18 protein-coding genes and 1 pseudogene are annotated in these 23,090 nt (G+C 57.5%); 16 read left to right on the top strand and 3 right to left on the bottom strand.

Features of this window, described 5'->3' with window-relative positions; all coding sequences use genetic code 11:
* Position 1: 1 nt before the first annotated feature.
* The 7 genes and pseudogenes from AC1RAC_RS03590 (at position 2) to AC1RAC_RS03620 (ending at position 8,616) form a co-directional block, all read left to right on the top strand.
* On the top strand, positions 2 to 970 hold the full coding sequence (locus AC1RAC_RS03590) for a fimbrial protein (protein ID WP_492616262.1): 969 nt from the start codon (positions 2 to 4) through the stop codon (positions 968 to 970).
* Between the two features lie 778 nt (positions 971 to 1,748).
* A pseudogene (locus AC1RAC_RS03595) lies at positions 1,749 to 1,919 on the top strand (His-Xaa-Ser system radical SAM maturase HxsB); the annotation flags it as partial.
* Positions 1,919 to 3,154: a His-Xaa-Ser system radical SAM maturase HxsC gene (hxsC, locus tag AC1RAC_RS03600; RefSeq protein ID WP_492616323.1), complete on the top strand. Its 1,236-nt coding sequence runs from the start codon at positions 1,919 to 1,921 to the stop codon at positions 3,152 to 3,154. The pseudogene AC1RAC_RS03595 and the gene hxsC, both read left to right, overlap by 1 nt.
* Positions 3,151 to 3,759 carry a His-Xaa-Ser repeat protein HxsA gene (gene hxsA / locus AC1RAC_RS03605; protein WP_492616263.1) on the top strand — a complete coding sequence of 203 codons (609 nt, stop codon included), beginning with the start codon at positions 3,151 to 3,153 and terminating at the stop codon, positions 3,757 to 3,759. The genes hxsC and hxsA overlap by 4 nt, the downstream gene beginning before the upstream one ends.
* Positions 3,760 to 4,075: 316 nt before the next feature.
* Positions 4,076 to 5,851: an SIR2 family protein gene (locus tag AC1RAC_RS03610; protein WP_492616264.1), complete on the top strand. Its 1,776-nt coding sequence runs from the start codon at positions 4,076 to 4,078 to the stop codon at positions 5,849 to 5,851.
* Between the two features lie 1,321 nt (positions 5,852 to 7,172).
* Positions 7,173 to 8,141 (top strand): toll/interleukin-1 receptor domain-containing protein, encoded by a 969-nt coding sequence (locus AC1RAC_RS03615; RefSeq protein ID WP_110175972.1) that lies wholly within the window; start codon positions 7,173 to 7,175, stop codon positions 8,139 to 8,141.
* A gap of 100 nt (positions 8,142 to 8,241) precedes the next feature.
* Positions 8,242 to 8,616 (top strand): hypothetical protein, encoded by a 375-nt coding sequence (locus AC1RAC_RS03620; RefSeq protein ID WP_110175973.1) that lies wholly within the window; start codon positions 8,242 to 8,244, stop codon positions 8,614 to 8,616.
* A gap of 430 nt (positions 8,617 to 9,046) precedes the next feature.
* Here the strand turns inward: AC1RAC_RS03620 and AC1RAC_RS03625 are convergent, their stop codons facing one another.
* Together AC1RAC_RS03625 and AC1RAC_RS03630 are read right to left on the bottom strand one after the other, a co-directional pair.
* Positions 9,047 to 9,952: a tetratricopeptide repeat protein gene (locus AC1RAC_RS03625; protein WP_169918805.1), complete on the bottom strand. Its 906-nt coding sequence runs from the start codon at positions 9,950 to 9,952 to the stop codon at positions 9,047 to 9,049.
* 529 nt (positions 9,953 to 10,481) lie between these two features.
* Positions 10,482 to 11,417 carry an AraC-like ligand-binding domain-containing protein gene (locus AC1RAC_RS03630; RefSeq protein WP_003191111.1) on the bottom strand — a complete coding sequence of 312 codons (936 nt, stop codon included), beginning with the start codon at positions 11,415 to 11,417 and terminating at the stop codon, positions 10,482 to 10,484.
* 586 nt (positions 11,418 to 12,003) lie between these two features.
* Here AC1RAC_RS03630 and oxdA point away from each other — a divergent pair.
* The 8 genes from oxdA (at position 12,004) to AC1RAC_RS03670 (ending at position 20,593) form a co-directional block, all read left to right on the top strand.
* The gene (oxdA, locus tag AC1RAC_RS03635) at positions 12,004 to 13,062 is read left to right on the top strand and encodes an aliphatic aldoxime dehydratase (RefSeq protein WP_054895910.1); all 1,059 of its coding nucleotides are present in this window, start codon (positions 12,004 to 12,006) and stop codon (positions 13,060 to 13,062) included.
* 82 nt (positions 13,063 to 13,144) lie between these two features.
* Entirely contained in the window at positions 13,145 to 14,011 is an 867-nt protein-coding gene (locus AC1RAC_RS03640) for a transporter (RefSeq protein ID WP_054895911.1), read from the top strand.
* A 170-nt stretch (positions 14,012 to 14,181) separates the two neighbouring features.
* Positions 14,182 to 15,696, top strand: a complete 1,515-nt coding sequence (locus AC1RAC_RS03645) for an amidase (RefSeq protein ID WP_034127374.1) — start codon at positions 14,182 to 14,184, stop codon at positions 15,694 to 15,696.
* 75 nt (positions 15,697 to 15,771) lie between these two features.
* Positions 15,772 to 16,365 (top strand): nitrile hydratase subunit alpha, encoded by a 594-nt coding sequence (nthA, locus tag AC1RAC_RS03650; protein ID WP_054895913.1) that lies wholly within the window; start codon positions 15,772 to 15,774, stop codon positions 16,363 to 16,365.
* A 41-nt stretch (positions 16,366 to 16,406) separates the two neighbouring features.
* Positions 16,407 to 17,063 carry a nitrile hydratase subunit beta gene (gene nthB / locus AC1RAC_RS03655; protein ID WP_096144579.1) on the top strand — a complete coding sequence of 219 codons (657 nt, stop codon included), beginning with the start codon at positions 16,407 to 16,409 and terminating at the stop codon, positions 17,061 to 17,063.
* Positions 17,060 to 18,304 (top strand): GTP-binding protein, encoded by a 1,245-nt coding sequence (locus AC1RAC_RS03660; protein ID WP_259037857.1) that lies wholly within the window; start codon positions 17,060 to 17,062, stop codon positions 18,302 to 18,304. Before nthB ends, AC1RAC_RS03660 begins: the two co-directional genes overlap by 4 nt.
* Before the next feature lie 70 nt (positions 18,305 to 18,374).
* Positions 18,375 to 20,015: an AMP-binding protein gene (locus AC1RAC_RS03665; protein WP_492616265.1), complete on the top strand. Its 1,641-nt coding sequence runs from the start codon at positions 18,375 to 18,377 to the stop codon at positions 20,013 to 20,015.
* Entirely contained in the window at positions 20,012 to 20,593 is a 582-nt protein-coding gene (locus AC1RAC_RS03670) for a TetR/AcrR family transcriptional regulator (RefSeq protein WP_034127369.1), read from the top strand. The genes AC1RAC_RS03665 and AC1RAC_RS03670 overlap by 4 nt, the downstream gene beginning before the upstream one ends.
* Before the next feature lie 99 nt (positions 20,594 to 20,692).
* On the opposite strand, the gene AC1RAC_RS03675 is transcribed toward AC1RAC_RS03670, so the two are convergent.
* Positions 20,693 to 21,970, bottom strand: coding sequence for a DUF2254 domain-containing protein (locus tag AC1RAC_RS03675; protein ID WP_089041617.1), 1,278 nt, complete (start codon positions 21,968 to 21,970; stop codon positions 20,693 to 20,695).
* A 103-nt stretch (positions 21,971 to 22,073) separates the two neighbouring features.
* On the opposite strand from AC1RAC_RS03675, the gene AC1RAC_RS03680 reads away from it, so the two are divergent.
* Positions 22,074 to 22,970, top strand: a complete 897-nt coding sequence (locus AC1RAC_RS03680) for a LysR substrate-binding domain-containing protein (RefSeq protein WP_054895919.1) — start codon at positions 22,074 to 22,076, stop codon at positions 22,968 to 22,970.
* Positions 22,971 to 23,090 lie beyond the last annotated feature (120 nt).

Below are 23,090 nucleotides of genomic sequence, written 5' to 3' on the forward strand. Positions count from 1 at the left end.
TATGTGCCGTGCAAAACTCAAGCACCACTTACTTCGTTTTTTCTTTTTAATCGCCTGTCTGGCGAGCAATCTATTTCTTGCCCAATCGGCCTTTGCGCAGTCCAAATGCGGCACAGGTCATTTGAGGATGGGCGTAGGCCACTTATTTAATTCAACCTTTCATTACTCCAGTACTTCCGGCACTGACAAGACGCTACTCGAGGTCGAAAATACACTTCAAAATACTATAGACCTGGAATGTCCCCCCGGGATAACACTTTATGCCGTCACAGAGAGTAATAAAGGCCCGATCATTAATGATATTTTGCCAACTGGCGAACCCGGAGTTGGCGTTAGACTGATCATAGATGGTCGAACGTTCTCAGGAAGGCAAGAACTTGGTGACGGCATTCGTTACGACACGGTTAATATGCAGATCATGCAATACGGCCCCATTGCGTCAGGATCCGTTTCGATGGCGCATTATACTATTGGCAACGTAAGAATTTATGGATCGGACGACCCCGTAAACCCGTTGGCCAGTATCTCGATAAGTACTTTTGGCAGAGCAACTTTCAGGGATGTTATGTGCAGACTTGACAATAACATAACTCAGGTCACTCTACGCAATGCCTTACTCAGTGAATTTAAAGGCGCCAGCACGCGACTTGCGCCGCAATCCTTCAGCATCGGTATCAGCAAATGTGCTACAACCGTCGGGAGCTACAATCTGTCCTACCGTGTAGACCCTATGCATACCTCTTTCGGGCAGGGCGTTTCAGGGCCGTCACCTGACTCAACTGCCAAGGGTATCGGTATACAAATACTTAACCCTGGCCTTAAGACTTTAGAGTTTGGTACCAACTACCCAGTCATTGGTTCTGGCTCTAATAGAAGCATTGATCTCTACGCCGCGTATTACCAGCTTGAGAACAAACCCTCCGCTGGCACTGTCAATGCGTCGTTTATGTTGACGCTACTGGTAAACTGATGAGGGTTTCCCGTATGACTCCACTTCGGATCATCATCGCAAGCTCGCTCTTAAGCGATCGGACAAGTATCGAAAAGAGCTTGGCGCGTAACGGCTGCTATCGTGTTGTACCTTTATCGTCCCTGGATGACGTGATTAAATTATCGCAAGTCCCTGGTTGCCCCGTGGACCTGTTGATCATTGACGAAAATATAAATTCCATCCGCTCTGACAACTACGTTTCTGATACCGTCGTTCTCAGCAGGCCGTCCGTCCACTTTATAGTGTTCTATAGTAGTGCCCGAGGTGTTTCATCGATTGATCATCTTTTTCATAGTCACTACAAATATTATGTAGCAGAGAATCGATTGAGCGACCATTGGTTGAGCACAATCACTACGATGATTCAGGCTGTCCTCGCGCAGTTCAATACTCAATAATCACTACCGGCCGGTCAATGCAAGTCCCCTACCCCGTCCCTCCTGCATATTTATGGATGCTGGTTAGGGAGCTTGCTTAATAACGACACTGCTCAAGATATGGTTCGATAAGCACATCTCCCTACACATCAGACCGCTAAGGTAGCTCTGATAGGTGAGCACGCCCTGCTTCCATAGAGACCTTCGAACCTCACGCTTGAGACTATTGCTGGGTGTCATGAGCAACCAGCTCCAGGACAAACCAGGCTGCTCAATTCTGAGCCTGCCAGGTTCTTCCCGATTTCCAACCAGATCCCAAAAGATGTTTTTTTGAAAACCAGCATCCATCTCCTTTTGGACTGCGACCGTCAGTAGTCGGGGACCCGATCGGACACCGAGTGTTCAGCAGCTTCTGCAAGAAGAACATGGGGCTGCTGAAGCATCTTTTCGGCCTACTTTGCGATGGCGACGACAACGTGCAGAGGGTGCTGCTGTCTTGGTTGAACAGGCGCTCTTACAACGATGTCCGGTTCCCGGGTTACAGGGGCTGATGGCGATGCTGCGCAAAGATACCCACTTCGAAATCCATCACCTGAATGAACCGAAACTGCTCAAGGTCATCACTCTGGATGAGTTCATCGAACAAGGCCTGGCTGTTTGTGCCGGAAGCGCTGAGTTCGGTGACCCGGTGCTTTTGCTGCCAAACGAACAACGGCTACGGAGCCCGCATCTGCTCTCATTGCCAGTGGGTGGATTCCTGATCCCGGAGCCATTGATCGGCGACTTCGACAGCGCGCGGCCACACCTGCACACCCCTAAAGATGCGAATGTCGTGCAGCCCGGCGATGTCATTGCCATCACACCAGGCAACGCGATGGTGCGAGTGCTCTATCGACGAAGCTCAGACAGCAAGCTGCTGTTCATGACCGATCGTTGCAACAGCCTCTGTCTGATGTGCTCGCAGCCGCCCAAAGATATCGATGACCGTTGGCACATCGAGGAGAACCTACGGCTGATCGACCTGATGGACCCGGGCGAGGAAAATCTGGGAATCAGCGGCGGAGAACCAACGCTTTATCGCGACGGTCTGCTCGAAATCCTGGCCAAGTGCAGAGCCGTTTTGCCGCAGAAATCTATTCATGTGCTCAGCAACGGGCGTCTGTTCCAAGACCCGAGCTGGATCGCAGCGCTCTCTGCCATCGGCCACCCTCAGTTGAGCTGGGGCATCCCGCTGTATGCTGACAATGCCGAAGACCATGACCATGTGGTGCAGGCTCCAGGCGCGTTCAGCGAAACCCTGCAAGGTCTTTACAACCTGGCGCGGGCCAACCAGATCATCGAGATACGCGTGGTGCTCAATCGCCTGACCACGCCACGCTTGCCCGAGCTCGCCCACTACGTGTTCAGGAACTTGCCCTTCGTGCGGCATGTTGCGCTAATGGGTATCGAAAGTACCGGCCTCGCCAGGAAGAACTACGAAGAACTATGGGTTGACCCGCTGGACTATCAAGAGTCGTTGAGCCAGGCCGTGTATTTCCTTTTTAACCGCGGAGTGCCGGTTTCGATCTACAACTTGCCCCTGTGCCTGATCCCGGCCCACCTCTCGCGTTTCGCCCGCCAGAGCATCTCGGACTGGAAGAATCTGTTCATCGATACCTGCCAACAATGCGCTGCCGTCAAACATTGCTCTGGCTTCTTCAAATCCCAAACCGACCGCTGGCAGAGCCGCGGCGTACAACTACTATCGACCGAGGCCTTTAGCGCCTATGCAGGGAGCGCACAGTGAAATTGCTCGACCGCTGGAAAGTCCTGATCAGTGGGATCAGCTTGCTGCCAATGGCAGGTACCACCCTGGCACAGGCGGGCCATCTGTCGCTCGCCGATGCGAACTGGCAACCCAACGACAAGCTACAGCCCCCGGTATTTGCCGATACGCTCAATGCGTCAGACACCGTCAACATCTATGCGGCACATCGCTCGCACAGTTCACACCGGTCCCACAGCTCGCATAGTTCTCACTACAGCGGCTCGGGTGGCTATAGCGCACCTCGCTACTACAGACCACCCGCTGCCAGTACCCGAAGCTACAGCGCGCCGAGCTCTTCGAGCAGCACCTCAAGCAGCAACAGCCTTTATCAGTCGTCTGGCACTACCAGCGGGATAAGTTCGAGCACTTCAAAGAACCGCGCGACCAATGAGCAGAAAAGCAACCTGGTCACCCGTGTGCAGACCGCACTGATGGTGCGCCAGTATTACCAAGGCACCATTGATGGTGTGATGGGCAAGGCGACACGTGGTGCGTTGATGGCTTTTCAGATGGACAGCGGGCTGACCGTGAATGGCCGGATGGATACGGCATCGCTGAATGCGTTGGGTATCAAGATTCCATAAGTTGTTGGCGCTGATGCGATTTTGACGCAGGCTACCGGAATTCATTGACCCACCCGAGTACTCAAGAAATGATTACCTTGCGGGTGATTTCGGAGGCTGCGTGTGGGTCAGTCAAAATCAGCAACCTGGGTCAAAATCGCATCAGCGCCGACAATCATGGGCTTATCTTGCACCGCAAATAGGTCGATTGGCTGGAGATGCAGCAAGTCGTCACCAGCCACCGTCGCTGCCACCAACCGACACGGATCTGACTACTCTTAGATAAGCCGATGCTCGCGCAGAAACCTCACCTCCCCGCTGAAATCTAGGAATGTGCATGACTGCTGCCATCAGTGATTCAACAGCTCAAATCGCGTTTTCAATGTTTGAAAACAAAGGCGTCTACGCAGTGCTTCTTGGCTCGGGGGTATCACGCTCGGCGGGAATACCGACCGGCTGGGAAATCACCATGGAGCTGGTGAAACGATGGGGCATAGCGTCTGGTGCCGGCGAACAGGAAGATTGGCTCGCGTGGTACGTAGGTCAAACAGGAGAGCAGCCCAATTACTCCACGTTGCTCGAACGCCTGGCGACAACCCAGACTGAACGGCGAGCGATCATTCAAGGTTTTCTGGAACCTAGCGAAGACGAGTTAGAGGATGGCCTTAAACTGCCTACCCCAGCACATCGAGCGATCGCTGCGATGGTCAAAGCGGGTTATGTGCGCGTGATCATCACGACGAACTTCGACCGACTCATGGAAAATGCACTGCGCGATGTCGGCGTTGAGCCAACTGTCGTCAGCTCAGAAGACACCCTCGGAGGAGCGGAGCCACTCACTCATGCGTCCTGCTACATCCTGAAGATCCATGGTGATTACAAGGATGCCAGGATCCTCAATACCGATGGGGAGCTGGGCAAGTATCCGCCAGCGTTCAATACGTTGCTTGACCGCATCATCGATGAGTTTGGGCTGATCGTCGCGGGCTGGTCAGGTGAGTGGGATCATGCGCTGAGGGCGGCGTTTTTGAGGGCGCCCTCCCGTCGCTACCCGACCTACTGGCTTTCGCGAGGAAAATTGAGCGAGCGTGGCCAAGAGCTCATCACTCAGCGGCGCGCCAACGTCGTGACGGGCCTGGATGCCGACACCTTCTTCGATGGGCTGAACCTCAAACTGGAAACCATCCAGCAATCCCGCCTGCAGAACCCAGCCGGCATCGAGCTGACTCTCGCTATGGCCAAACGCTTTATGGCCAGACCCGAACACAGGATTCAGCTCGATGATTTAGTGACAAGCCAGGCTCATCAAGCGATCAGCCATCTGGCTCCTCTATTCACAGAACGACCTCAGGGCAGCACGTCCAAGGACTTTACCGATCTGGTTGAGATATACGAAGCGGCCATCGAGCCACTAGCACGCCTTTGTGCAGTGTTAGGGCGATGGGGTGCAGGTGTTGAGCATTCGATCGTTTTGGATGCGATCAAGGGCCTGCACGCTGCGTCTCAGGTCGAGCAGTCAGGCTGGGTAGCTGGACTTGCATTGAAGAGTTACCCGATAGCACTTGTTACCTATGCGTATGGCATGGGACTTGTACGGGCCAATCGCCTGAGCGAGCTAAACGAGCTGTTTAACACGACCCTTATCAACCGGCGCGAAATGCCTTTCCCTGTGGGAGTTGATCTATCACCGTTCTACGTTGAGGGAGCCAATGGCCTGCTTGAATTATGGAGGAGCTTCGAAGACCAAAGTAGAGCTCTTACCCCCTTGTGCAACCGACTCCATGACCGTCTTGCGCCTCGGTGGGCGCCTGACTTCGCAGGTCTGCAGGATCACGGGCTGCTTTACGAACGGTTTGAGTTTTTCAGTTTCCTGTTCTTCTGCGAGCAACGCGGAGTCAGTGAAGAATCGCTCGCGGATGCGGTGAAAAACCACGATTTCAAGAGAATCGCATTGGGCCGGCTTTCCTGGCATTCAGAGACCATCAACCGCTTCGCTCACGAATATGCGGCCGAAGAGTACAGGGCCCCGCTGCTGGCAGCAGGGTTCGCACTTGGGTCGCAAAGCTACCTGGAGCAAATGCTTGAAGGACTGAAGCGGCTGTCCAGGTACTGACGCCTCACGCATTCCAATTAATGCAAATACGATTCAAATGGGGTACATGCGTTTGCTGCTGAAAACCTAGAACAAGTTTGGATTCTGGCAGCGGGCATCGAGGGAGGGTGATTTATGCGTTCTTCATCGGGTCACTGCCACTCCTGACCACCTCACCAGAAGAGGTGAGCGTTTTGGTGACCGCGCTACTGCCCCCCGAGCTCATGGCTTACTACGTGTACCTGCTCATAGCATTCGCTATCGTCAGCATCTTCACGCTTAGGGTGACGTTTCGATCCTTTCACCTCATTGGAAGGTCGCGGGAAGTGCACACGTTCTTCATCAACGTAGGAGGTAGCTTGCTGACTGCCTGTAGGGCTGCGTTGGGGGCGATGATTGGTGATCTGCTTGTATGGTGATACCGAGCAGTTGATGACGTGAGTGCAGGAGGAGTACATGCAGTGATCAGCTACGCCTCCTTGACCCTGAAGTTCTGCATTGGCCTTGCGTGGACAGATGAGCCCCTCAGAGACCCGCATACCGTTAGCAGCTACAAATGATGGTGGCTGCCAGTAACTCCGGCACAAATGCCTGGCGCGCGTTCATCACGGGGTTAACCCAACGACAGACTGAGACGCTCTGATGACCAAAAACCTCTGTCCCTGTAAGCCCGAGTTTTCGGCCAATGGCTACTGTTTGGCCTGCGAGGGTACCAAAATCAAGAATGCTAACAGAGAGAAAACGCTGAATAGCAATCTGCTCCGGCGCATTCCTAGCTGGGAGGAATATCTGAGCTTTGATGGCGCCCATTGCCACCAGCTATGGGCGAAGCTTGATGATCATTGGCGATGCCCGTGCTGCGAACGGACACGATACCAATTGCTACGTTGGACGATGCTTTACCCGAACAAATCGCATAGGCGAGAAGGCTGGGCTGTAGGTCTCCATACTCACCATGACCATGGAACCGACCTTTACGTACGAAAACCGCTTCTTGGAGAACCTCATCGGATCACCACATTTGCTCCCGTCATCATCTGCGAGCAATGCAACAGTGCTGACGGCGCGGTTAAGAGACGCCTAGGCCTTCCACCTTCCTTTACATTTGCGCCACTTGAGATCCGTCAGTTCGTGTGGCCAACGCCTCACGGCAAGCACATCATTCATTACGAGCGAGCCCAAATGATCTACCACCATGTCACGACTCGAGCACCGTTGTTTTTTGGCTGACTGGTTCAACTGAAGGGCATCCAATCAGCAGTCAAGCCAGACCACGGCTGTACTTCGCAGCCAAGCTGCCCGTAAGATCGACATCGCACCTATCCGAGTAGGAGTGACCCTTTTGCCGAACGTGTTCTTTTCTTATTGCCATGCTGACGAGGCGCTGCGCGACCAGTTGGAAAAGCAGCTTTCGATGCTCAAGCGCCAAGGCGTCATTGAGACTTGGCACGACCGCAGAATCGGAGCAGGCCAAGAGATCGATGCTGCCATTGATGATCACATCAACAGCGACGAAATTATCCTGTTGCTGGTAAGCCCGGATTTCATCGCTTCCGACTATTGCTACAACATCGAGATGGCTCGCGCGATGGAGCGCCATGCCGCTAAAGAAGCGACTGTCATTCCTGTGATTCTTCGCCCATGCGATTGGCATCATGCCCCCTTCGGCAAGCTGCTTGGTACGCCCCAAGATGGTAAGCCAGTGACCCTTTGGCCTGATCGGGACGAAGCATTCTTACAGGTTGCGAAGGAGGTTCGGAAGGCCGCTGAGCGACGCAGCCGTGGCCAACCGAACACTGCTCCGCGAGCCGAACGCAACGATTTCAATGGAGGTTCAGCGCCCTCCCTTATCGCCCCGGCTGGCCCTAGGTCGAGTAACCTTCGAATGACTAAGAGCTTCACCCAGCTGGACAAAGACCGCTTCTTGCTCGACAGCTTCGAGTACATCGCCCGCTATTTTGAGAACTCGCTGCTGGAGCTCCAAGCGCGCAACTCAGGGTATGAAGGGGTGTTCCGTCGGGTAGATGCAAATCGCTTTTCTGCGAATATCTACAAGGACGGCCACGACGTTGCAAAAGCGGCAGTGTTCACCGGCGGCCAGATGGGCGCCGGTATCTACTACAGCCATGGAGACTCGTTTGGCGGCGGCTCTTACAACGAGGCGCTCACCGTAAATACGGACGACCAATCCATGTACCTGAAGACCTTCGGCATGGCGTTCCACACTCGGCAAGACCAGAAGCTTTCCCAAGAAGGCGGTGCCGAGACGCTTTGGGGCCTTCTCATCGCACCGCTACAACGCAATCGGTAAATCATTGCTGGGTGCGAATTAGAAAGAACCCAGGGGGGCACTCGGCCTTGACGCTGCCCCCTACGACAAAGAAGTAAGACTCACATAGAAGGTTCAAACCATGGAAGTAGTCCTGCTCGCCCACATCACATTTAACCGAATAGGCTCGGCCAGTGGCGGAGGCTTTCAAAGCCAACGCCAGGTCAAGTTTTCCGCTGAGCTACCAGACACCGACCAATCGGCCTTAAGGGAATTGGTGATCGAGATCGCCGAGGCAAATGGTGAAGCGGCGGGAGCCTTGAGAGAATTGAGGTACGAGCGAAGCTACGGAGGGGAATTGGTACTCAACATCCAAGGCCCGAGCACCTCATACGGCACCGCTTACGCCCAATGTCGCATCATCCATGCGCTGAAAGCCAAAGGGCAGTACTTCGAGCTTCAGGCGGTAGAAGACAGAGACGTCACACCATATGTCTCATCTCGGCGGGCTAAGTAGTTCGCATATCGACTCATCGAACCACCAAGGATTTGCCGGATTCGGGTTGATCATCCAGTATACGGAGGCGCACTGAATACCAGCCACGGCCACCTAGGTCCGCGTCAGAAATCGCCATTCGAGATCGCTCGGACACTCGGAGCAATTGGTGGCATAACTGGGGGCATAATTCGAGTTTTTCAATCTGAAACTACTGTTCTAGAGCCCAGTCAAAATGTTTTTTGGCGATCCCGAAAGTTTATAGGGACCATGTGGCAGGCTGTTTAGCTGATCATTTCTGCCCCTTCTCATCCCTGGGAAACTCATCCACTCCATTCGACGACGCGGTGCACCGAGACCTCTTGGAAGCAGTTGACCGCGTCCTGGCCTTCTCCATGTTGGACTCTCAGCGTGCAGATATTCATGAGCGCTACAAATCGCGAGAAACCCGTCAACCGCAGGGCTTTCTCCCGCACAACCCCATCATGCGCTGGGTGTCTTGAGGCACGAAGACCAGCGGCGCCACGATCTCCCGCACGCCCGAACTGTCGGTCAGCGGCGCGGCGTTGCCCATTGTGATTTGCGACGCGGCCTTCATGACCCATGCGTCGACATTCGCGTCGCCCGAACCTGTGAGCATCGTTACTTTCGGCGTACCGCTGTCTGACGTGAAGCGATAGGACAGCCGCACGCTCTTCTTCTCGCCCGTGGCATTGACCGCTTCAAACACTTCCCGGACAGCCAGCCGCCGAGTCTGCAGTTTGAGAAAACTCGTCAGCCAGATTTGCTGATAACGTTTCATTTGGTCTTCAGTCAGCGGTTGTCCTGCCAGACGCAGACGATTCATGGCTTGCCACTCTTCGTCGCCACAGTAACGGATTGCGCCCAGATAGAGTGCCAAGGCGCCAGGCAAATCCTGCGGGCCACCCTTGCCTTCCTCCATTAAACGCCCCAGCGCCAGCACGGCATTGTTGCCAGACAGGCGATAGAACTGGCGCGCCTTGGCATAGTCCACGGGCTCACCCTCGCCGCGTTCGGCCATCTGACCCAACAGCACATTGGTGGCCGGTTTAATCTTGGCGGACTCTACGAACAAGGCACGGGCCTTGCGAAAATCCTGATCGACGCCGTGCCCGCCTTCCTGATACAGCTTGCCCAGCATGGCCATGCAGGTGGCGTTGCCGTAACCGGCGAAGCGTTCGATATAACGCAAGTTGTCTCGGTTGAAGGGCTCTATACCGGCAAGGCCCATGCAGCGAAAACCAACGTGGAGGGAATCGTAATCAGCAGGTCGAAGCAGGCTTTGACAGCCCGCGAGGGTGAAGAAAAACAAAAGAAGGTAGGCTGGTTTTAACATGGCGTCCATGCGTCCTTGCGGTAAAAGCAAGGCATTATGCCAGCCTTTGAGCAGAGGATATCGCCCAAATAGTGGCTTTTGCTGGAGGAAAGACACCCGTGCAACCACCCACTGGCACTCAGGCGCACGCGGTTACAGCTGCCGTAGAAGGGGCGCTCACGTTGGCGATCACGCCGAAGCAACCTCGTCCCGCTATATCGAATCGCAATGCCGTAGCGCTGGCTGCACTCGGTGCTGCACTGAACGAATGATGCTGACCGATAAGCTCAAGAATCTCGGCCAAACCACAAAAACGATCCCTGCGAGAGAAAAACACTGAGTACCAGCGCCTGCCAGACTGGAGTCCTTCGGAAATCGCCATTGGCGATCAATCGCACACTCGATGCGAATGAGGGCAAACAAAAGCGTTATCAACCTGAAAACATTGTCCTGGAGCCCAATCAAAATGCTTTGCGGGGATCCGGATAGCCTCTTTCATTCCTGGCTTTTCAGAGGCTCGCTACCCGGCACAAGCGCTCCTTCTTGCAATTCAATCGCGGCGTAAAAGCGTATTCGGTGCCACGCCAAACGCCTTGCGAAACGCATGGCTGAAATGCGAGAAATCAGAAAACCCAAAGTCCAGCGCCGCTTCGGACACACTGCGTACCTGGCCACGCTCGATTGCTTCTCGGCTGGCATTCAGGCGCTCTTTCCAGATCTCTGCAACGGGGGTTTTCTGGTAGCGTGCGAAGGCCCGTGTAACGGTGCGGGTAGACACATTGTGGGCTTTGGCGATGGCTTCAATCGACAGGTCCGGCTCGGTCAGGTGGCGTTGGATGTACTGCATGATGCGGCCGTAGAGGTCCATTTCCTGATGGCTGGTTTTCAGGTCCTGGAGTTCCAGGCTGATTACAAGCAGATCAAGCACAGCACTTGAGTAACGATTCGAGATGCGCTCATCCTGCAGCGACGCAGGCGTGCTCGCGGCCTGGTGCAGCATTTCACGCAAGGGCACGACGCCTGGGCGCCGGTCGTCGAGGACCATCGCGGTGTACTCGGCAATACGCGGCAGGCGTTCGGTGAGCAACGCTCTGGGAATACGGATCAAGTGGTTTTCGGTACCACCCAGGCTGAAGCGAAACGCCTGGGTTGCGTCATAAAGAAACAAGTTGCCCGTCGCCAGGTTGGCTTTTCTTGAGCCTTGTTCGATTTGCCCATGGCCCTTTCGAGCGAAACCCAACCATAAATCTTCGGCCGGACCGCTGCGCAGGTGCTGCTCGGAACGCTCCCAGTAATGCAGCGGCGAAGACAGCGTACAGATGTCCAGCGCGCCGACTGTATTAAGGGTGAGCGAGCCATCAAAGCGGCTCTGGGACAAGGGTTTGCTATCGGCCGCCAGGCAATGACGACAGACCACTTCTTTCCAATAATCAAACCGACGTGTTGCAGGGACGGCAAGGGTCGAATACTGAGTGTTCGGGTTCATGACGCTGACCTCGACAACGATGCAATAGGCGCTCGAGAAGTTGTAACGTGCGGCCGATTGTCAGCCATCGAAGCAATTAACACGCCAAATGCAGTGGCAAGCCAGCTTCCACATTTGCACCGACGGGTGTCAGATAGAGGGAGGCGGCTGTCAGGCCGTCACGGGAGCAAGCTCCCTCGCCACAGGTCTCGCGTCTATGCCCGTTTAAGGGCACATCACATCACGCCATCAGCCCGTGTGCACCAGCGCAGACCACAGGTGAACCTCCGTAGCAGGACTGTCTTTGCCAACCAAGCGGTTGTCTCGCCTAACAAAGCGCGGCCTTCTCTGCCGGCCTAATTTCCACCTCGCAGCAGCTCATACCCCGCTGATGAGGCACGCCATGCATCGACACTCTGCACCACGACTGGCTGATTCCTCCTGGCTTCTGCAACGGCGCGACCTCGCGCCTGAGGAGTCGGCTTATTGGTTGATTGAGTGGGGGGCCATGCAGCTACTGCACCGACGGCAGGTCGCCAAGCGCCCCCTGCCGCCGACGCGATGACGCCCACCCGTAGGCCTGAACGAAAATAACGAGGAGCTCAAGATGGAATCTGCAATCGACACACATCTGAAATGCCCACGTACCCTGTCCCGCCGTGTACCCGAAGAGTATCAACCGCCGTTCCCGATGTGGGTGGCGCGCGCCGATGAGCAACTGCAACAAGTGGTGATGGCTTATCTGGGCGTGCAATATCAAGGAGATGCCCAGCGCGAGGCGGCCTTGCAGGCTATGCGCCACATCGTCGGCAGTTTCAGCCTGGCAGAGGGCCCGCAGAACTACGATTTGACCCAGCACACCGACAGCAGCGGCTTTGATAATCTGATTGTGGTCGGGTACTGGAAAGACCCTGCCGCCCATTGCCGCTGGTTGCGCTCACCCCAGGTGAATGACTGGTGGAGTTCACCGGATCGCCTGCGTGAAGGCCTGGGTTACTTCCGCGAAATCACCGCGCCACGCGCCGAGCAGTTCGAGACGCTATACGCCTTCCAGGAAAACCTGCCCGGTGTCGGCGCAGTCATGGATGCCACCAGTGGCGAGATCGAAGAGCACGGCTATTGGGGCTCGATGCGCGACCGTTTCCCGATCTCCCAGACCGACTGGATGAAGCCCACGAGCGAGCTGCAAGTGGTCGCGGGCGACCCCGCCAAGGGCGGACGCGTCGTGGTGCTGGGGCACGACAACCTCACACTGATTCGTTCAGGCCAGGACTGGGCGGATGCCGAGGCAGACGAGCGCTCCCTCTACCTCGACGAAATTTTACCGACGTTGCAGGACGGCATGGACTTCCTGCGTGACAACGGTCAGCCGCTGGGCTGCTACAGCAACAGGTTCGTGCGCAATATTGACCTGGACGGCAATGTTCTCGACCTGAGCTACAACATCGGTCACTGGCGCTCGGTGGAGAAACTCGAACGCTGGGCTGAATCCCACCCTACCCACCTGCGTATTTTCGTGACGTTCTTTCGCGTGGCCGCGGGTTTGAAGAAGTTGAGGCTGTACCACGAGGTGTCCGTGTCCGACGCCAAGAGCCAGGTCTTCGAGTACATCAACTGTCACTCGCAAACCGGCATGTTGCGCGACGCCTTGCCGCCCACAGCCTGAGCGCCCGCGGCGTTTAACAACCCGGCTTCTACCGCCTGCCACCCTTCACGGGTGGCCCGGTCCCCTGTGCGAGGAATAAACAATGAACAAGATCCACCTGCTGACTCTCTCAACCCTGTTGCCCGCCCTCCACGCCAACGCGGGTGAAGTCGCGCCTGGCGATTACGAGCAATATCCGGTCGGCGCCACTATCGGTGCGATTTATTATCAGCACGCCACTACGGACTCGGCTTACGCCAACGGACACAAGGTCAGCTCTGACTTCAGGGTGACCTCCGACGTTGGCATCCTGCGTCTGCTCCATGTGTATGCGCTCAGCGACACAGTCACTATCGACCCGCAATTCCTCTTGCCTTTCGGGCACGTCTCCGGCGCAGGTGACGCCTCAGCACTGGGCAGTACTCGAGGCGTGGGCGACTTGATCCTCACCGCGCCGGTGAAATGGCGGTTCAACGAAGCCCGCGACACCCTCAGTATCGCCCCCTATGTGTATGTGCCTTCGGGGACGTATGACAAGGACGACGCGCTTAACCTAGGGGAGAACCGCTGGAAATTCGAACTGCAGAGCGCCTACGTCAAGCACTTCACAGAGAAATGGGCGATGGACCTGGTCGGCGGCGCGACCTGGTATGGCGACAACACCGATTACGGTGCCAATGCCGACCGCCTGAAGCAGGACGTGTCCTACGCAGCGCAGATCATGGGGCGTTACATGCCGGACGCCACCACCACCTTTGGTATCGGCTTGGGGCGTACCTGGGGAGGCGAGACAAACATCGAGCATGTCAATCAGGACAACGAGTTGGGCACCACCAACGTGCGCCTTACCGCCACCAAATTCGTCACCCCCACCGACCAGGTGCAACTGCAATTGGGCAAAGACCTCTCGGTGGACAACGGCACCCGCGAAGACTTCCGCATGAACCTGCGCTACGCGCACATTTTTTAACGCCAGAAACTGCGACCGCGCGCCCTTGGCGCCTGGGTGTCCGGCTCAACCAAGTCGATGTCTTTCTCAACCAAGCCGCCGGCTGGATGCGCGGACTATCTTGAGCCCCAGGCTCGCTGATATTGAGCACGCAGTGCTCTTCGGCCACTTACGATAAGGACAGCCCAACCATGGCAATCGCTCGCCCCACCCTTGAACAGCTATTGGATATTTCGAGCAGCCTGCACATGCAACTCAGTGCAAAGCAAGCCGATGAATACCTGGCGCTTATGCAGGCAAGCTTCGACGCATATGACCTGGTTGACGAGCTGCCGGACTTCATCCCGCCGGTCCGTTATGAACGCAGCTCGGGCTATCGTCCCTCGGCCGCACACAACCCGCTCAACGCCTGGTACTTCCGCACCGAAGTCAACGGTGCGCGCGAAGGCAAGCTGGCGGGTAAAACGGTCGCCCTCAAGGACAATATTTCACTGGCTGGTGTCCCCATGATGAATGGTGCCAAGCCGCTTGAAGGCTTCGTTCCCGCCTTCGATGCCACGGTTGTCACGCGCTTGCTGGATGCCGGCGCGACCATCCTCGGCAAGGCAACGTGCGAACACTACTGCCTGTCCGGCGGCAGCCACACCTCCGATCCTGCACCGGTGCACAACCCCTTTCGCCAGGGCTTTGCCTCGGGAGGCTCGTCTTCCGGCAGCGCAGCACTGGTTGCCGCCGGCGAGGTCGACCTGGCAGTTGGCGGTGACCAGGGCGGGTCAATCCGCATCCCTTCCGCCTTCTGCGGCACTTACGGCATGAAGCCGACCCACGGACTGGTGCCCTACACCGGCATCATGGCCATCGAAGCGACTATCGATCACGCCGGCCCCATTACCGCAAACGTGCGCGACAACGCCTTGATGCTGGAAGTGATGGCCGGCGCCGATGGGCTCGATCCGCGACAAGCCGCGCCGCAGGTCGACGCTTACAGCGATTACCTGGAACGCGGTGTCAGCGGGCTGAGGATCGGCATCCTGCGCGAAGGTTTTGAACTGGCCAACCAGGACCCACGTGTGGCCTCTTGCGTACGTCAAGCCATTGCAGCGTTTTCGCGGCTGGGCGCGCAGGTCGAGGAGGTGTCGGTGCCTGAGCACAGCATTGCCGGTTCGCTATGGCACCCCATCGGCTGTGAAGGCTTGATGATGCAGATGATGCACGGCAATGGGGCCGGTTTTAACTGGCAAGGGCTGTATGACCTCGGGTTGCTGGACCAGCAAGCCGGATGGCGCGATCAGGCCAATGACCTGTCCGCCTCTCTCAAGCTGTGCATGTTCGTCGGGCAATACGGTCTGGAACGCTACAACGGACGTTTCTACGCCAAGGCACAAAACCTCAGGCGCGTGGCACGTGCCGGGTATGACGCCGCGTTGGCGCGGTATGACCTGCTGGTGATGCCCACCGTCCCGATCATCGCCCAACCCCACCCGCAGCCGGGTTGCTCGATTACCGAGTACGTGGCCCGTGCACTGGAAATGATCGGCAATGCCTCTGCCCAGGACATCACCGGGCATCCGGCCATGTCGATTCCCTGTGGTCTGGTAGACGGTTTACCTGTCGGGATGATGCTGGTCAGCAAGCACTATGCCGAAGGCACGATTTACCAGGCTGGCGCAGCGTTCGAGGCGTCGGTTGACTGGAAAAACTGTTAGCCGGTAATCCCGCGCAGCGCAAAAAGAACAAGCCGCCAGGCGCTGCCCAGAAGCTCAACGATGAGGAGTCAACTTATGAGCGCACATGAAGCAACCACATCAACACCGGGAGAACGCGCGCAAGCGCTACTGCAAGTGCTCAAACAGAAGGATCTGATCCCCGACGGTTACATCGACCACATGACACAGCTGATGGCACACCAATGGAGCCCGGAGAACGGGGCTCAAGTGGTCGCCAGAGCCTGGGTGGACCCGCAGTTTCGCGAACTGCTGCTCAAAGACGGCACCGCGGCGTGCGCCCAATTTGGCTATACCGGCCCGCAGGGTGAATACATTGTTGCGCTGCCAGACACGCCCAGCGTGAAAAACGTGATTGTGTGCAGCCTGTGCTCCTGCACCAACTGGCCTGTCCTGGGTTTGCCGCCGGAGTGGTACAAGGGCTTCGAGTTCCGCGCCCGACTGGTGCGCGAAGGGCGCACCGTCCTGCGGGAGCTGGGCACCGAGCTGCCGGCCGACGTCATCGTCAAGGTATGGGACACCAGCGCCGAAACCCGCTATCTGGTGCTGCCTGTACGGCCCAAGGGCAGCGAATCCATGGATGAAGAGGCCCTGCGAAAACTGATCACCAAGGATGTCCTTATCGGCGTGGCGCTGCCTTACGTGGCGTAAACGGTGCCCTTTGTTTTTTGCATTTTTCAGAGGTATTCACAATGGATGGCTTTCACGATCTCGGTGGGTTTCAAGGCTTTGGCAAAATCCCTCACACCATCAACAGCCTGAGCTACCAACCCGTGTTCAAGCAGGACTGGGAACACCTGGCCTACAGCCTGATGTTTGTCGGTGCCGATCACTTGAAAAAGTTCAGCGTGGACGAAGTTCGCCATGCCGTGGAGCGCCTCGACGTGCGCCAACATGTCGGCACCCAATACTACGAACGCTATGTCATCGCGACCGCCACCCTGTTGGTCGAAACCGGTGTGATCACCCAGGCGGAACTCGACCAGGCCCTGGGTTCGCACTTCAAGCTGGCGAACCCCGCGCATGCCAGCGGGCGCCCGGCGATCAGCGGCCGCCCGCCCTTTGAAGTGGGCGACCGGGTGGTGGTGCGCAACGAGTATGTGGCCGGGCATACCCGCATGCCGGCCTACGTGCGCGGCAAAGAAGGCGTGGTTGTGCACCGCACCGCGCAAAAGTGGCCCTTCCCTGACGCTATCGGCCACGGCGATCTGAGCGCGGCGCATCAGCCGACCTACCACGTCGAGTTTCGCGTGAAAGATCTCTGGGGCGATGCAGCAGATGAGGGGTTCGTGGTGGTCGACCTGTTCGAAAGCTACCTGGACCACGCCGATGGCACGGTGAACGCATGATGGACGGTGCCTTGGCAGGCCGACTGCCGGTGACGGTGCTTTCCGGCTTCCTCGGCGCCGGCAAAACCACCCTCCTCAACCATATCCTGCGCAATCGCGACGGCCTGCGCGTAGCGGTCATCGTCAATGATATGAGCGAGGTCAACATCGATGCCGAGCAGGTGCGGCGCGACGTAGCGCTGCACAGGGGCCGCGATGAGTTGATCGAGATGAGCAATGGCTGCATCTGCTGCACGCTGCGCGCCGATTTGCTCGAGCAGATCAGCGCCCTGGCACGCCAGCAACGTTTCGACCACTTGCTGATCGAGTCCACGGGGATTTCCGAGCCGATGCCGGTTGCCGAGACGTTCGCCTTCCTCGACGCGCAGGGCTTCAGCCTAAGCGAACTGGCGCGGCTCGATACTTTGGTGACGGTGGTCGATGGCAGTCGCTTTGAGGCATTGCTCGAATCGCCGGACATCGTGGACCGCGACGACGCACCCACGCGCCACCTGACCGACCTGCTGATCGAGCAAGTGGAATACGCCAACGTCATTCTCGTCAACAAACTGGACCTGATCGACGAGCCCGGCTACCAGGCCGTGCATGCGATCCTCGCCGGCCTTAACCCGAGCGCGCGGATCATACCGATGACTCAGGGTAACGTGGAGTTATCCGCCATCCTCGGTACTCACCTGTTTGATTTGCCCAGCCTTGTGGCCTCGCCCGGCTGGATGAAAAAAATGCAGGCCGACGACGCACCGGCCTCTGAATCGGACACCTATGGCGTGACCTCCTGGGTGTACCGCGAGCGTGCCCCTTTTCACCCACAGCGATTACTCGATTTTCTCCAGCAGCCCTGGCGAAACGGGCGACTGTTGCGCAGCAAAGGTTACTTCTGGCTCGCCAGCAGGCACTTGGAAACCGGCCTGCTGGTGCAAAGCGGCAGGCAATTCCAGTGGGACTACGTCGCGCACTGGTGGAACTTCATCGAGCAGGCGCAATGGCCGCTGGATGAATATCGGTTGCAGAACATCATGGCCAAGTGGGACAGCATTGTCGGCGATTGCCGGCAAGAGCTGGTCTTTATCGGCCAGGGCCTGGACACCCAGGCACTGCAGCACGCACTCGACAATTGCCTGCTGAGCGCTCAGGAAATCGCCGCTGGCCCCTCGGCCTGGCAAGCCCTGCCGGGGGCGACAACCTTTGACTCCCTGGCCTTATCGGCGCCGACGCCGTCCTTGCAGGCTGACCCCATTTGACCGAGGTAGAGGTGGCCGCGCAGCCCGCGTGGGCAAAGCACATATTCCAACAATAATAACCAGGTACGTTATGCGCGATTACGACTCAGCAGTCTCATCCTTCGATTATCTACAGCTGGCTGCCCGGGACTTGCACGGCGAACCCGGCGCCTTGAATGCCTGCATTGAATGCTGCGACCGGCATGCCCATGGCAATGGCGTGGCGTTGTATTGTGAAACGCGCGATGGCCACGCCACGCAGCACACCTTCAGCGAACTGCAGGCGCACGCGGCGCGCTTCGGCAACTTCCTGCGAGCCCATGGCGTGCAGCCGGGGGATCGGGTTGCCGGCCTGATGCCACGCACGGTTGAACTGGTGATTGCCATCTTGGGAACCTGGCGCATCGGGGCGGTCTACCAACCACTCTTTACCGCGTTCGGCCCCAAGGCCATTGAACAGCGACTGGACTGTTCCAAGGCGCGCTGGATCGTGACCGACGCCCACAATCGTCCCAAGCTGGACGAGCTCTTCGACTGCCCCCACGTCATCGTGACCGACGCCACCTCACGGCGTCCCAGCGACTACGCGTTTTGGGATGTGCTGGAACATCAACAACCCGACTGCACACCTGAGCTGCTGGACGCCCGTGCGTCGTTCCTGCTGATGTGCACCTCGGGCACCACAGGGCCGGCCAAGCCGCTGGAGGTGCCTTTGAGCGCCATCCTTGCCTTCAAAAGTTATATGCGCGATTCAATCGACCTGCGCGAAGACGACCGTTTCTGGAACCTCGCCGACCCCGGCTGGGCCTATGGCTTGTATTACGCAGTGACCGGGCCACTGGCGTGCGGCCGGGCCACGCTGTTCCATGACGGCCCTTTCACCACGCAAAGCACCAGCCGGATTATCGCCAAGTACGGGATCAACAACCTGGCCGGCTCGCCTACGGCCTTTCGCCTGCTGATTGACGCCGGGGCCGAGTTCGCCGACGCCGTACGTGGCCAACTGCGTGTCGTCAGCAGCGCTGGCGAACCGCTCAACCCACAAGTCATCCGTTGGTTCGCCGAACAGCTCGGCGTGGTCATTCACGATCATTACGGCCAAACCGAAATCGGCATGGTGCTGTGCAATCACCATGGGTTACGCCATCGGGTCCGCGAGGGTTCTGCCGGTTATGCGGTGCCGGGGTACCGGATTGTCGTGCTGGACGATGCGCAAAGGGAGTTGCCGACAGGCCAGCCGGGCGTACTGGCGGTGGATCGCGAGCGCTCGCCCCTGTGCTGGTTCAATGGCTACCTTCACATGCCCACCAAGGCGTTTGTGGGCCGTTACTACTTGAGCGGCGATATCGTGGAGCTCAATGAGGACGCCAGTATCAGCTTTGTCGGCCGTAACGACGATGTGATCACCACGTCCGGCTACCGCGTGGGGCCTTTCGATGTGGAGAGCGCGCTCGTTGAACATCCGGCAGTCGTCGAAACCGCGGTGATCGGCAAGCCCGACCCGCAACGCACCGAACTGATCAAGGCGTTTGTCGTGCTCAATCGTGAGTACCTGCCCAGTGTCGAATTGGCAGAAGTCTTGCGCCTGCATGTCCGACAGCGCCTGGCTGCGCATGCGTACCCACGGGAAATCGAGTTCGTCGAGCAACTGCCCAAGCCCCCCAGTGGTAAGTTGCAGCGGTTCATTCTGCGCAACCAGGAAATTGCCAAGCAGCAGGCACTCGACACATGAGGACGGCTCTCGCGCTCAGCCGCTCGGAGTTTCAGCGCAGAGCCCTGGAGCTGTTCAAGGAGCGTAGTTTCAGCCAGGTCAGCATGCGCGAATTGGCAGCGCATGTTGGCATCAGCCCGGGAGCGATTTATCACCATGTAGAGAGCAAGGAAGCCATGTTGTATGAGTGGCTGATAGAGCTATATCAGGCGCTCTTGTCGCACGTCGACCGGATCAACACCCGTAGATTGACGCCGGCACAACGTCTGACAACACTGATCGAAGGCCATCTTCAATTGCATGAACAGATGACCGGGCACTTCAAGTTAGCGGTCATGGACGCCAATTGCCTGGGCGCTCCGATGCAGGCGAGCGTTGAGCGATTGAGGCGAGCCTATGAGTCGCAACTCATGAAGGTGATCGGCCAGCAGGGCCATCAGCCCGGCGGGCCGTTGCGTGAGGGCGCGCTCACGGCGATTTTGCCCGTACTGAACAGCCTGCCCACATGGCTGAGCCCGACGATTGATAACTGTCAGCGTCGGCTTATTACAAAGACCATCGCCGATGCGGTCATAAAGGCCATTAATTCCCTACCTTGAGTGCCGCTGCCCAGCTCTGAAATGGCAACAGCAATGCAAAGCCAGGTATTTTGGGGATCCATATAGCCTCTAAACGGCCCTTGCAGGCCCAATAGCCTCCTACACGCCTATCGCCTTGGCCAAGGCGCTTAGTCGCTCCTTCTCATGCTGCAGTGTCAGTGTTGCATGCGCGCGTGTGATGAGTTGGTCCGCCTGCCTAAGGCACGCCGTTTTGAACAGAACAGGGTTTATTTCGGCAAGGCTGATAAGGGCTTTCAACAGGCGAGCATCCACTTCGAACACACCTGCACCGTCTCTGCTGATCGGGGCGAAGAAATCCTCAAACAGATCATCGACGTTCAGCCCTCGAACAAATACCTGCTCACACTGCTGATCTGTCTGCCGGCCAGACCCGCCGGGCTTACCCCAGCATGTCAACGTTCTCACTCCCCGACCAATCACATCAATAGCGGTACCTGGATCGTTGACGGCAGGTGACAACGCGCGCGAAGCGATTTCAGAGAGGACGCAGAGCCCGAAACGGGGATCGTGTTCGAATGTGCGACGGTTACCGATGGTCAGCGTAGACAAGATCTTTTCCCTGGTGGCCTGTGTGCCATCGTCTTGCCAGGTGCCCAGGCTGACCACGTGCAACAGTGGCATGCCTTCGTGTACGAAGGTTCCCGGCACCACCTCCAGGTAAATATGCGTGCAGTCGTGCTGCGCGATAGCGCCCAAGGCCAACACGTCGATATGCTGCACATAGCCCGTCTGCTCACTTTCGATGGTCATTGCGCCGGGGGCCAGAGCGTGATCGGTCGGGTAGGCTGCAGCGCCGAGGCAGGGCCATTGGGCGCGTTGGCTGATGGCCGCCATGGCCGCTTTTTCGACGCGGTCGATGGTTTCTCCTACCCTGCCGAGCTTGGATAAATGGTCGATCCACCGCAGCAGGGTGTAGACCACCAGTACAACCACGGCGATGGTCACCGCGAACAGCAGCACGCGACCCTGCGCGCCGTAGGCGCCGGTGCTCAGGGCAATGATGCCTACCAGGCTGAAAAGAAATGAGCCAATAAACGTAGCGAGGGCGTTTTGCGTCGTAGTGTCTTCCATCACCAAAGTGGTGGCTCGCGGGGTCACACCACTACTTGCGGCACCGTACGCGGTGACCATCGTGCTCAACGAAAAGGTCGTGACGGCCAGCATGCTGGACGCAATGATGCCCAGAATCTTGTCCACCGCATCTGCACCGATGCGCGTGGGCAGGGACTCGGGAACGAAGTCTTTGAACACAACGGCAAGCAGTGCCGTAGCGACCCCTAGAAGCGAGAACAAGGAGGCTCTGAACCACAATCGCTTGGTGAGACGATGGGTTGCCCAGCGCAAACGGTCGATCATGTGGTGCCCTCGGTGACTGCGTTGATTTGAACGGAGTGTACATGGCCGTCGATACTGGCTAAGTTGAATTAATCTTGGCCATCTCAAAAATGGAACACTGCCCATGTTCGACCTCAACGAACTCTTCCTCTACGCCAAGGTGGTCGAGCACGGCGGCTTTGCGGCGGCGGGCCGTGCGCTGAACCTGCCCAAATCGACCTTGAGCCGCAGAGTCAGCCAGCTTGAAGCCAGGCTGGGGGCGCGGCTGATACAGCGTTCGACGCGCCAGTTCCAGGTCACCGATATCGGCCAGGCCTATTACCGCCATTGCGTGGCGATGATTGCCGAAGCCGAGTCGGCCGAAGATGTGATTGCCTTCAACAAATCAGAGCCGCGGGGCGTGATCCGCTTGAGTTGCACCACTGCGCTGCTCAACTACTGGGTGGCGCCGATGCTTGCCCAATTCATGGCCCAATGCGCCAGCGTCGAACTGAACGTGAAAAGCTTCAACCGCAAGGTCGACATCATCAGCGAAGGCTATGACATGGCCTTGAACCTGTGTTTCCCGCCGCTGGAAAGCAGTGAGCTGGTCATGAAGGTACTGGCTAAAAGTCCTCAGGTACTGGTGGCGAGCGCGACTTTTCTGCAGGACGCTCCCCTGCCCTCGCTACCGGCTGACCTTGCCGGGCTGGCGACGATCCATTGGGGCAACCCGTTGCTTGCGTACCTGTGGGACCTGACCGGGCCGGACGGCGCGACGGCCCAGGTCGCGCACACGCCACGCCTGGTCAGTGATGATATGTCGACCCTGAAAAACGCAGCACTGGCGGGCGTGGGCATCGCCAACCTGCCGCAGGTAGTCGTGAAAGACGAACTGGCCGATGGCCGCTTGATTGCCGTATTGCCTGAATGGCAACCCGCTGAAGGCGTGATCACCGCCGTGTTCCCCTCCAGGCGTGGGCTGATGCCGTCGGTGCGGTCCTTGATCGACTTTCTGGGCGACGCGTTTGAGGCGCCGTGATGCTCCCACGGATTGCTGGGAAAGTTCCTTGCACCCTCAGCAACAGTCTTTTGTCATCAATCACATTGATAGCTCCCTAACAAAACCCCCATGCTAGAGGGCTGACTCCGCGCTTATATC

The organism is Pseudomonas sp. GW823-FHT02F05, assembly GCF_058797315.1.

Bases quoted from the DNA above. Each gene is read 5' to 3' on its own strand.
- AC1RAC_RS03665 (WP_492616265.1), top strand. From the start codon at position 18,375: ATGCGCGATTACGACTCAGCAGTCTCATCCTTCGATTATCTACAGCTG.
- AC1RAC_RS03590 (WP_492616262.1), top strand. From the start codon at position 2: ATGTGCCGTGCAAAACTCAAGCACCACTTACTTCGTTTTTTCTTTTTA.
- AC1RAC_RS03640 (WP_054895911.1), top strand. From the start codon at position 13,145: ATGAACAAGATCCACCTGCTGACTCTCTCAACCCTGTTGCCCGCCCTC.
- hxsC (WP_492616323.1), top strand. From the start codon at position 1,919: ATGGCGATGCTGCGCAAAGATACCCACTTCGAAATCCATCACCTGAAT.
- AC1RAC_RS03680 (WP_054895919.1), top strand. From the start codon at position 22,074: ATGTTCGACCTCAACGAACTCTTCCTCTACGCCAAGGTGGTCGAGCAC.
- oxdA (WP_054895910.1), top strand. From the start codon at position 12,004: ATGGAATCTGCAATCGACACACATCTGAAATGCCCACGTACCCTGTCC.
- nthA (WP_054895913.1), top strand. From the start codon at position 15,772: ATGAGCGCACATGAAGCAACCACATCAACACCGGGAGAACGCGCGCAA.
- nthB (WP_096144579.1), top strand. From the start codon at position 16,407: ATGGATGGCTTTCACGATCTCGGTGGGTTTCAAGGCTTTGGCAAAATC.
- AC1RAC_RS03630 (WP_003191111.1), bottom strand. From the start codon at position 11,417: ATGAACCCGAACACTCAGTATTCGACCCTTGCCGTCCCTGCAACACGT.
- AC1RAC_RS03625 (WP_169918805.1), bottom strand. From the start codon at position 9,952: ATGTTAAAACCAGCCTACCTTCTTTTGTTTTTCTTCACCCTCGCGGGC.
- AC1RAC_RS03610 (WP_492616264.1), top strand. From the start codon at position 4,076: ATGACTGCTGCCATCAGTGATTCAACAGCTCAAATCGCGTTTTCAATG.
- AC1RAC_RS03645 (WP_034127374.1), top strand. From the start codon at position 14,182: ATGGCAATCGCTCGCCCCACCCTTGAACAGCTATTGGATATTTCGAGC.
- AC1RAC_RS03675 (WP_089041617.1), bottom strand. From the start codon at position 21,970: ATGATCGACCGTTTGCGCTGGGCAACCCATCGTCTCACCAAGCGATTG.
- AC1RAC_RS03670 (WP_034127369.1), top strand. From the start codon at position 20,012: ATGAGGACGGCTCTCGCGCTCAGCCGCTCGGAGTTTCAGCGCAGAGCC.
- AC1RAC_RS03620 (WP_110175973.1), top strand. From the start codon at position 8,242: ATGGAAGTAGTCCTGCTCGCCCACATCACATTTAACCGAATAGGCTCG.
- AC1RAC_RS03660 (WP_259037857.1), top strand. From the start codon at position 17,060: ATGATGGACGGTGCCTTGGCAGGCCGACTGCCGGTGACGGTGCTTTCC.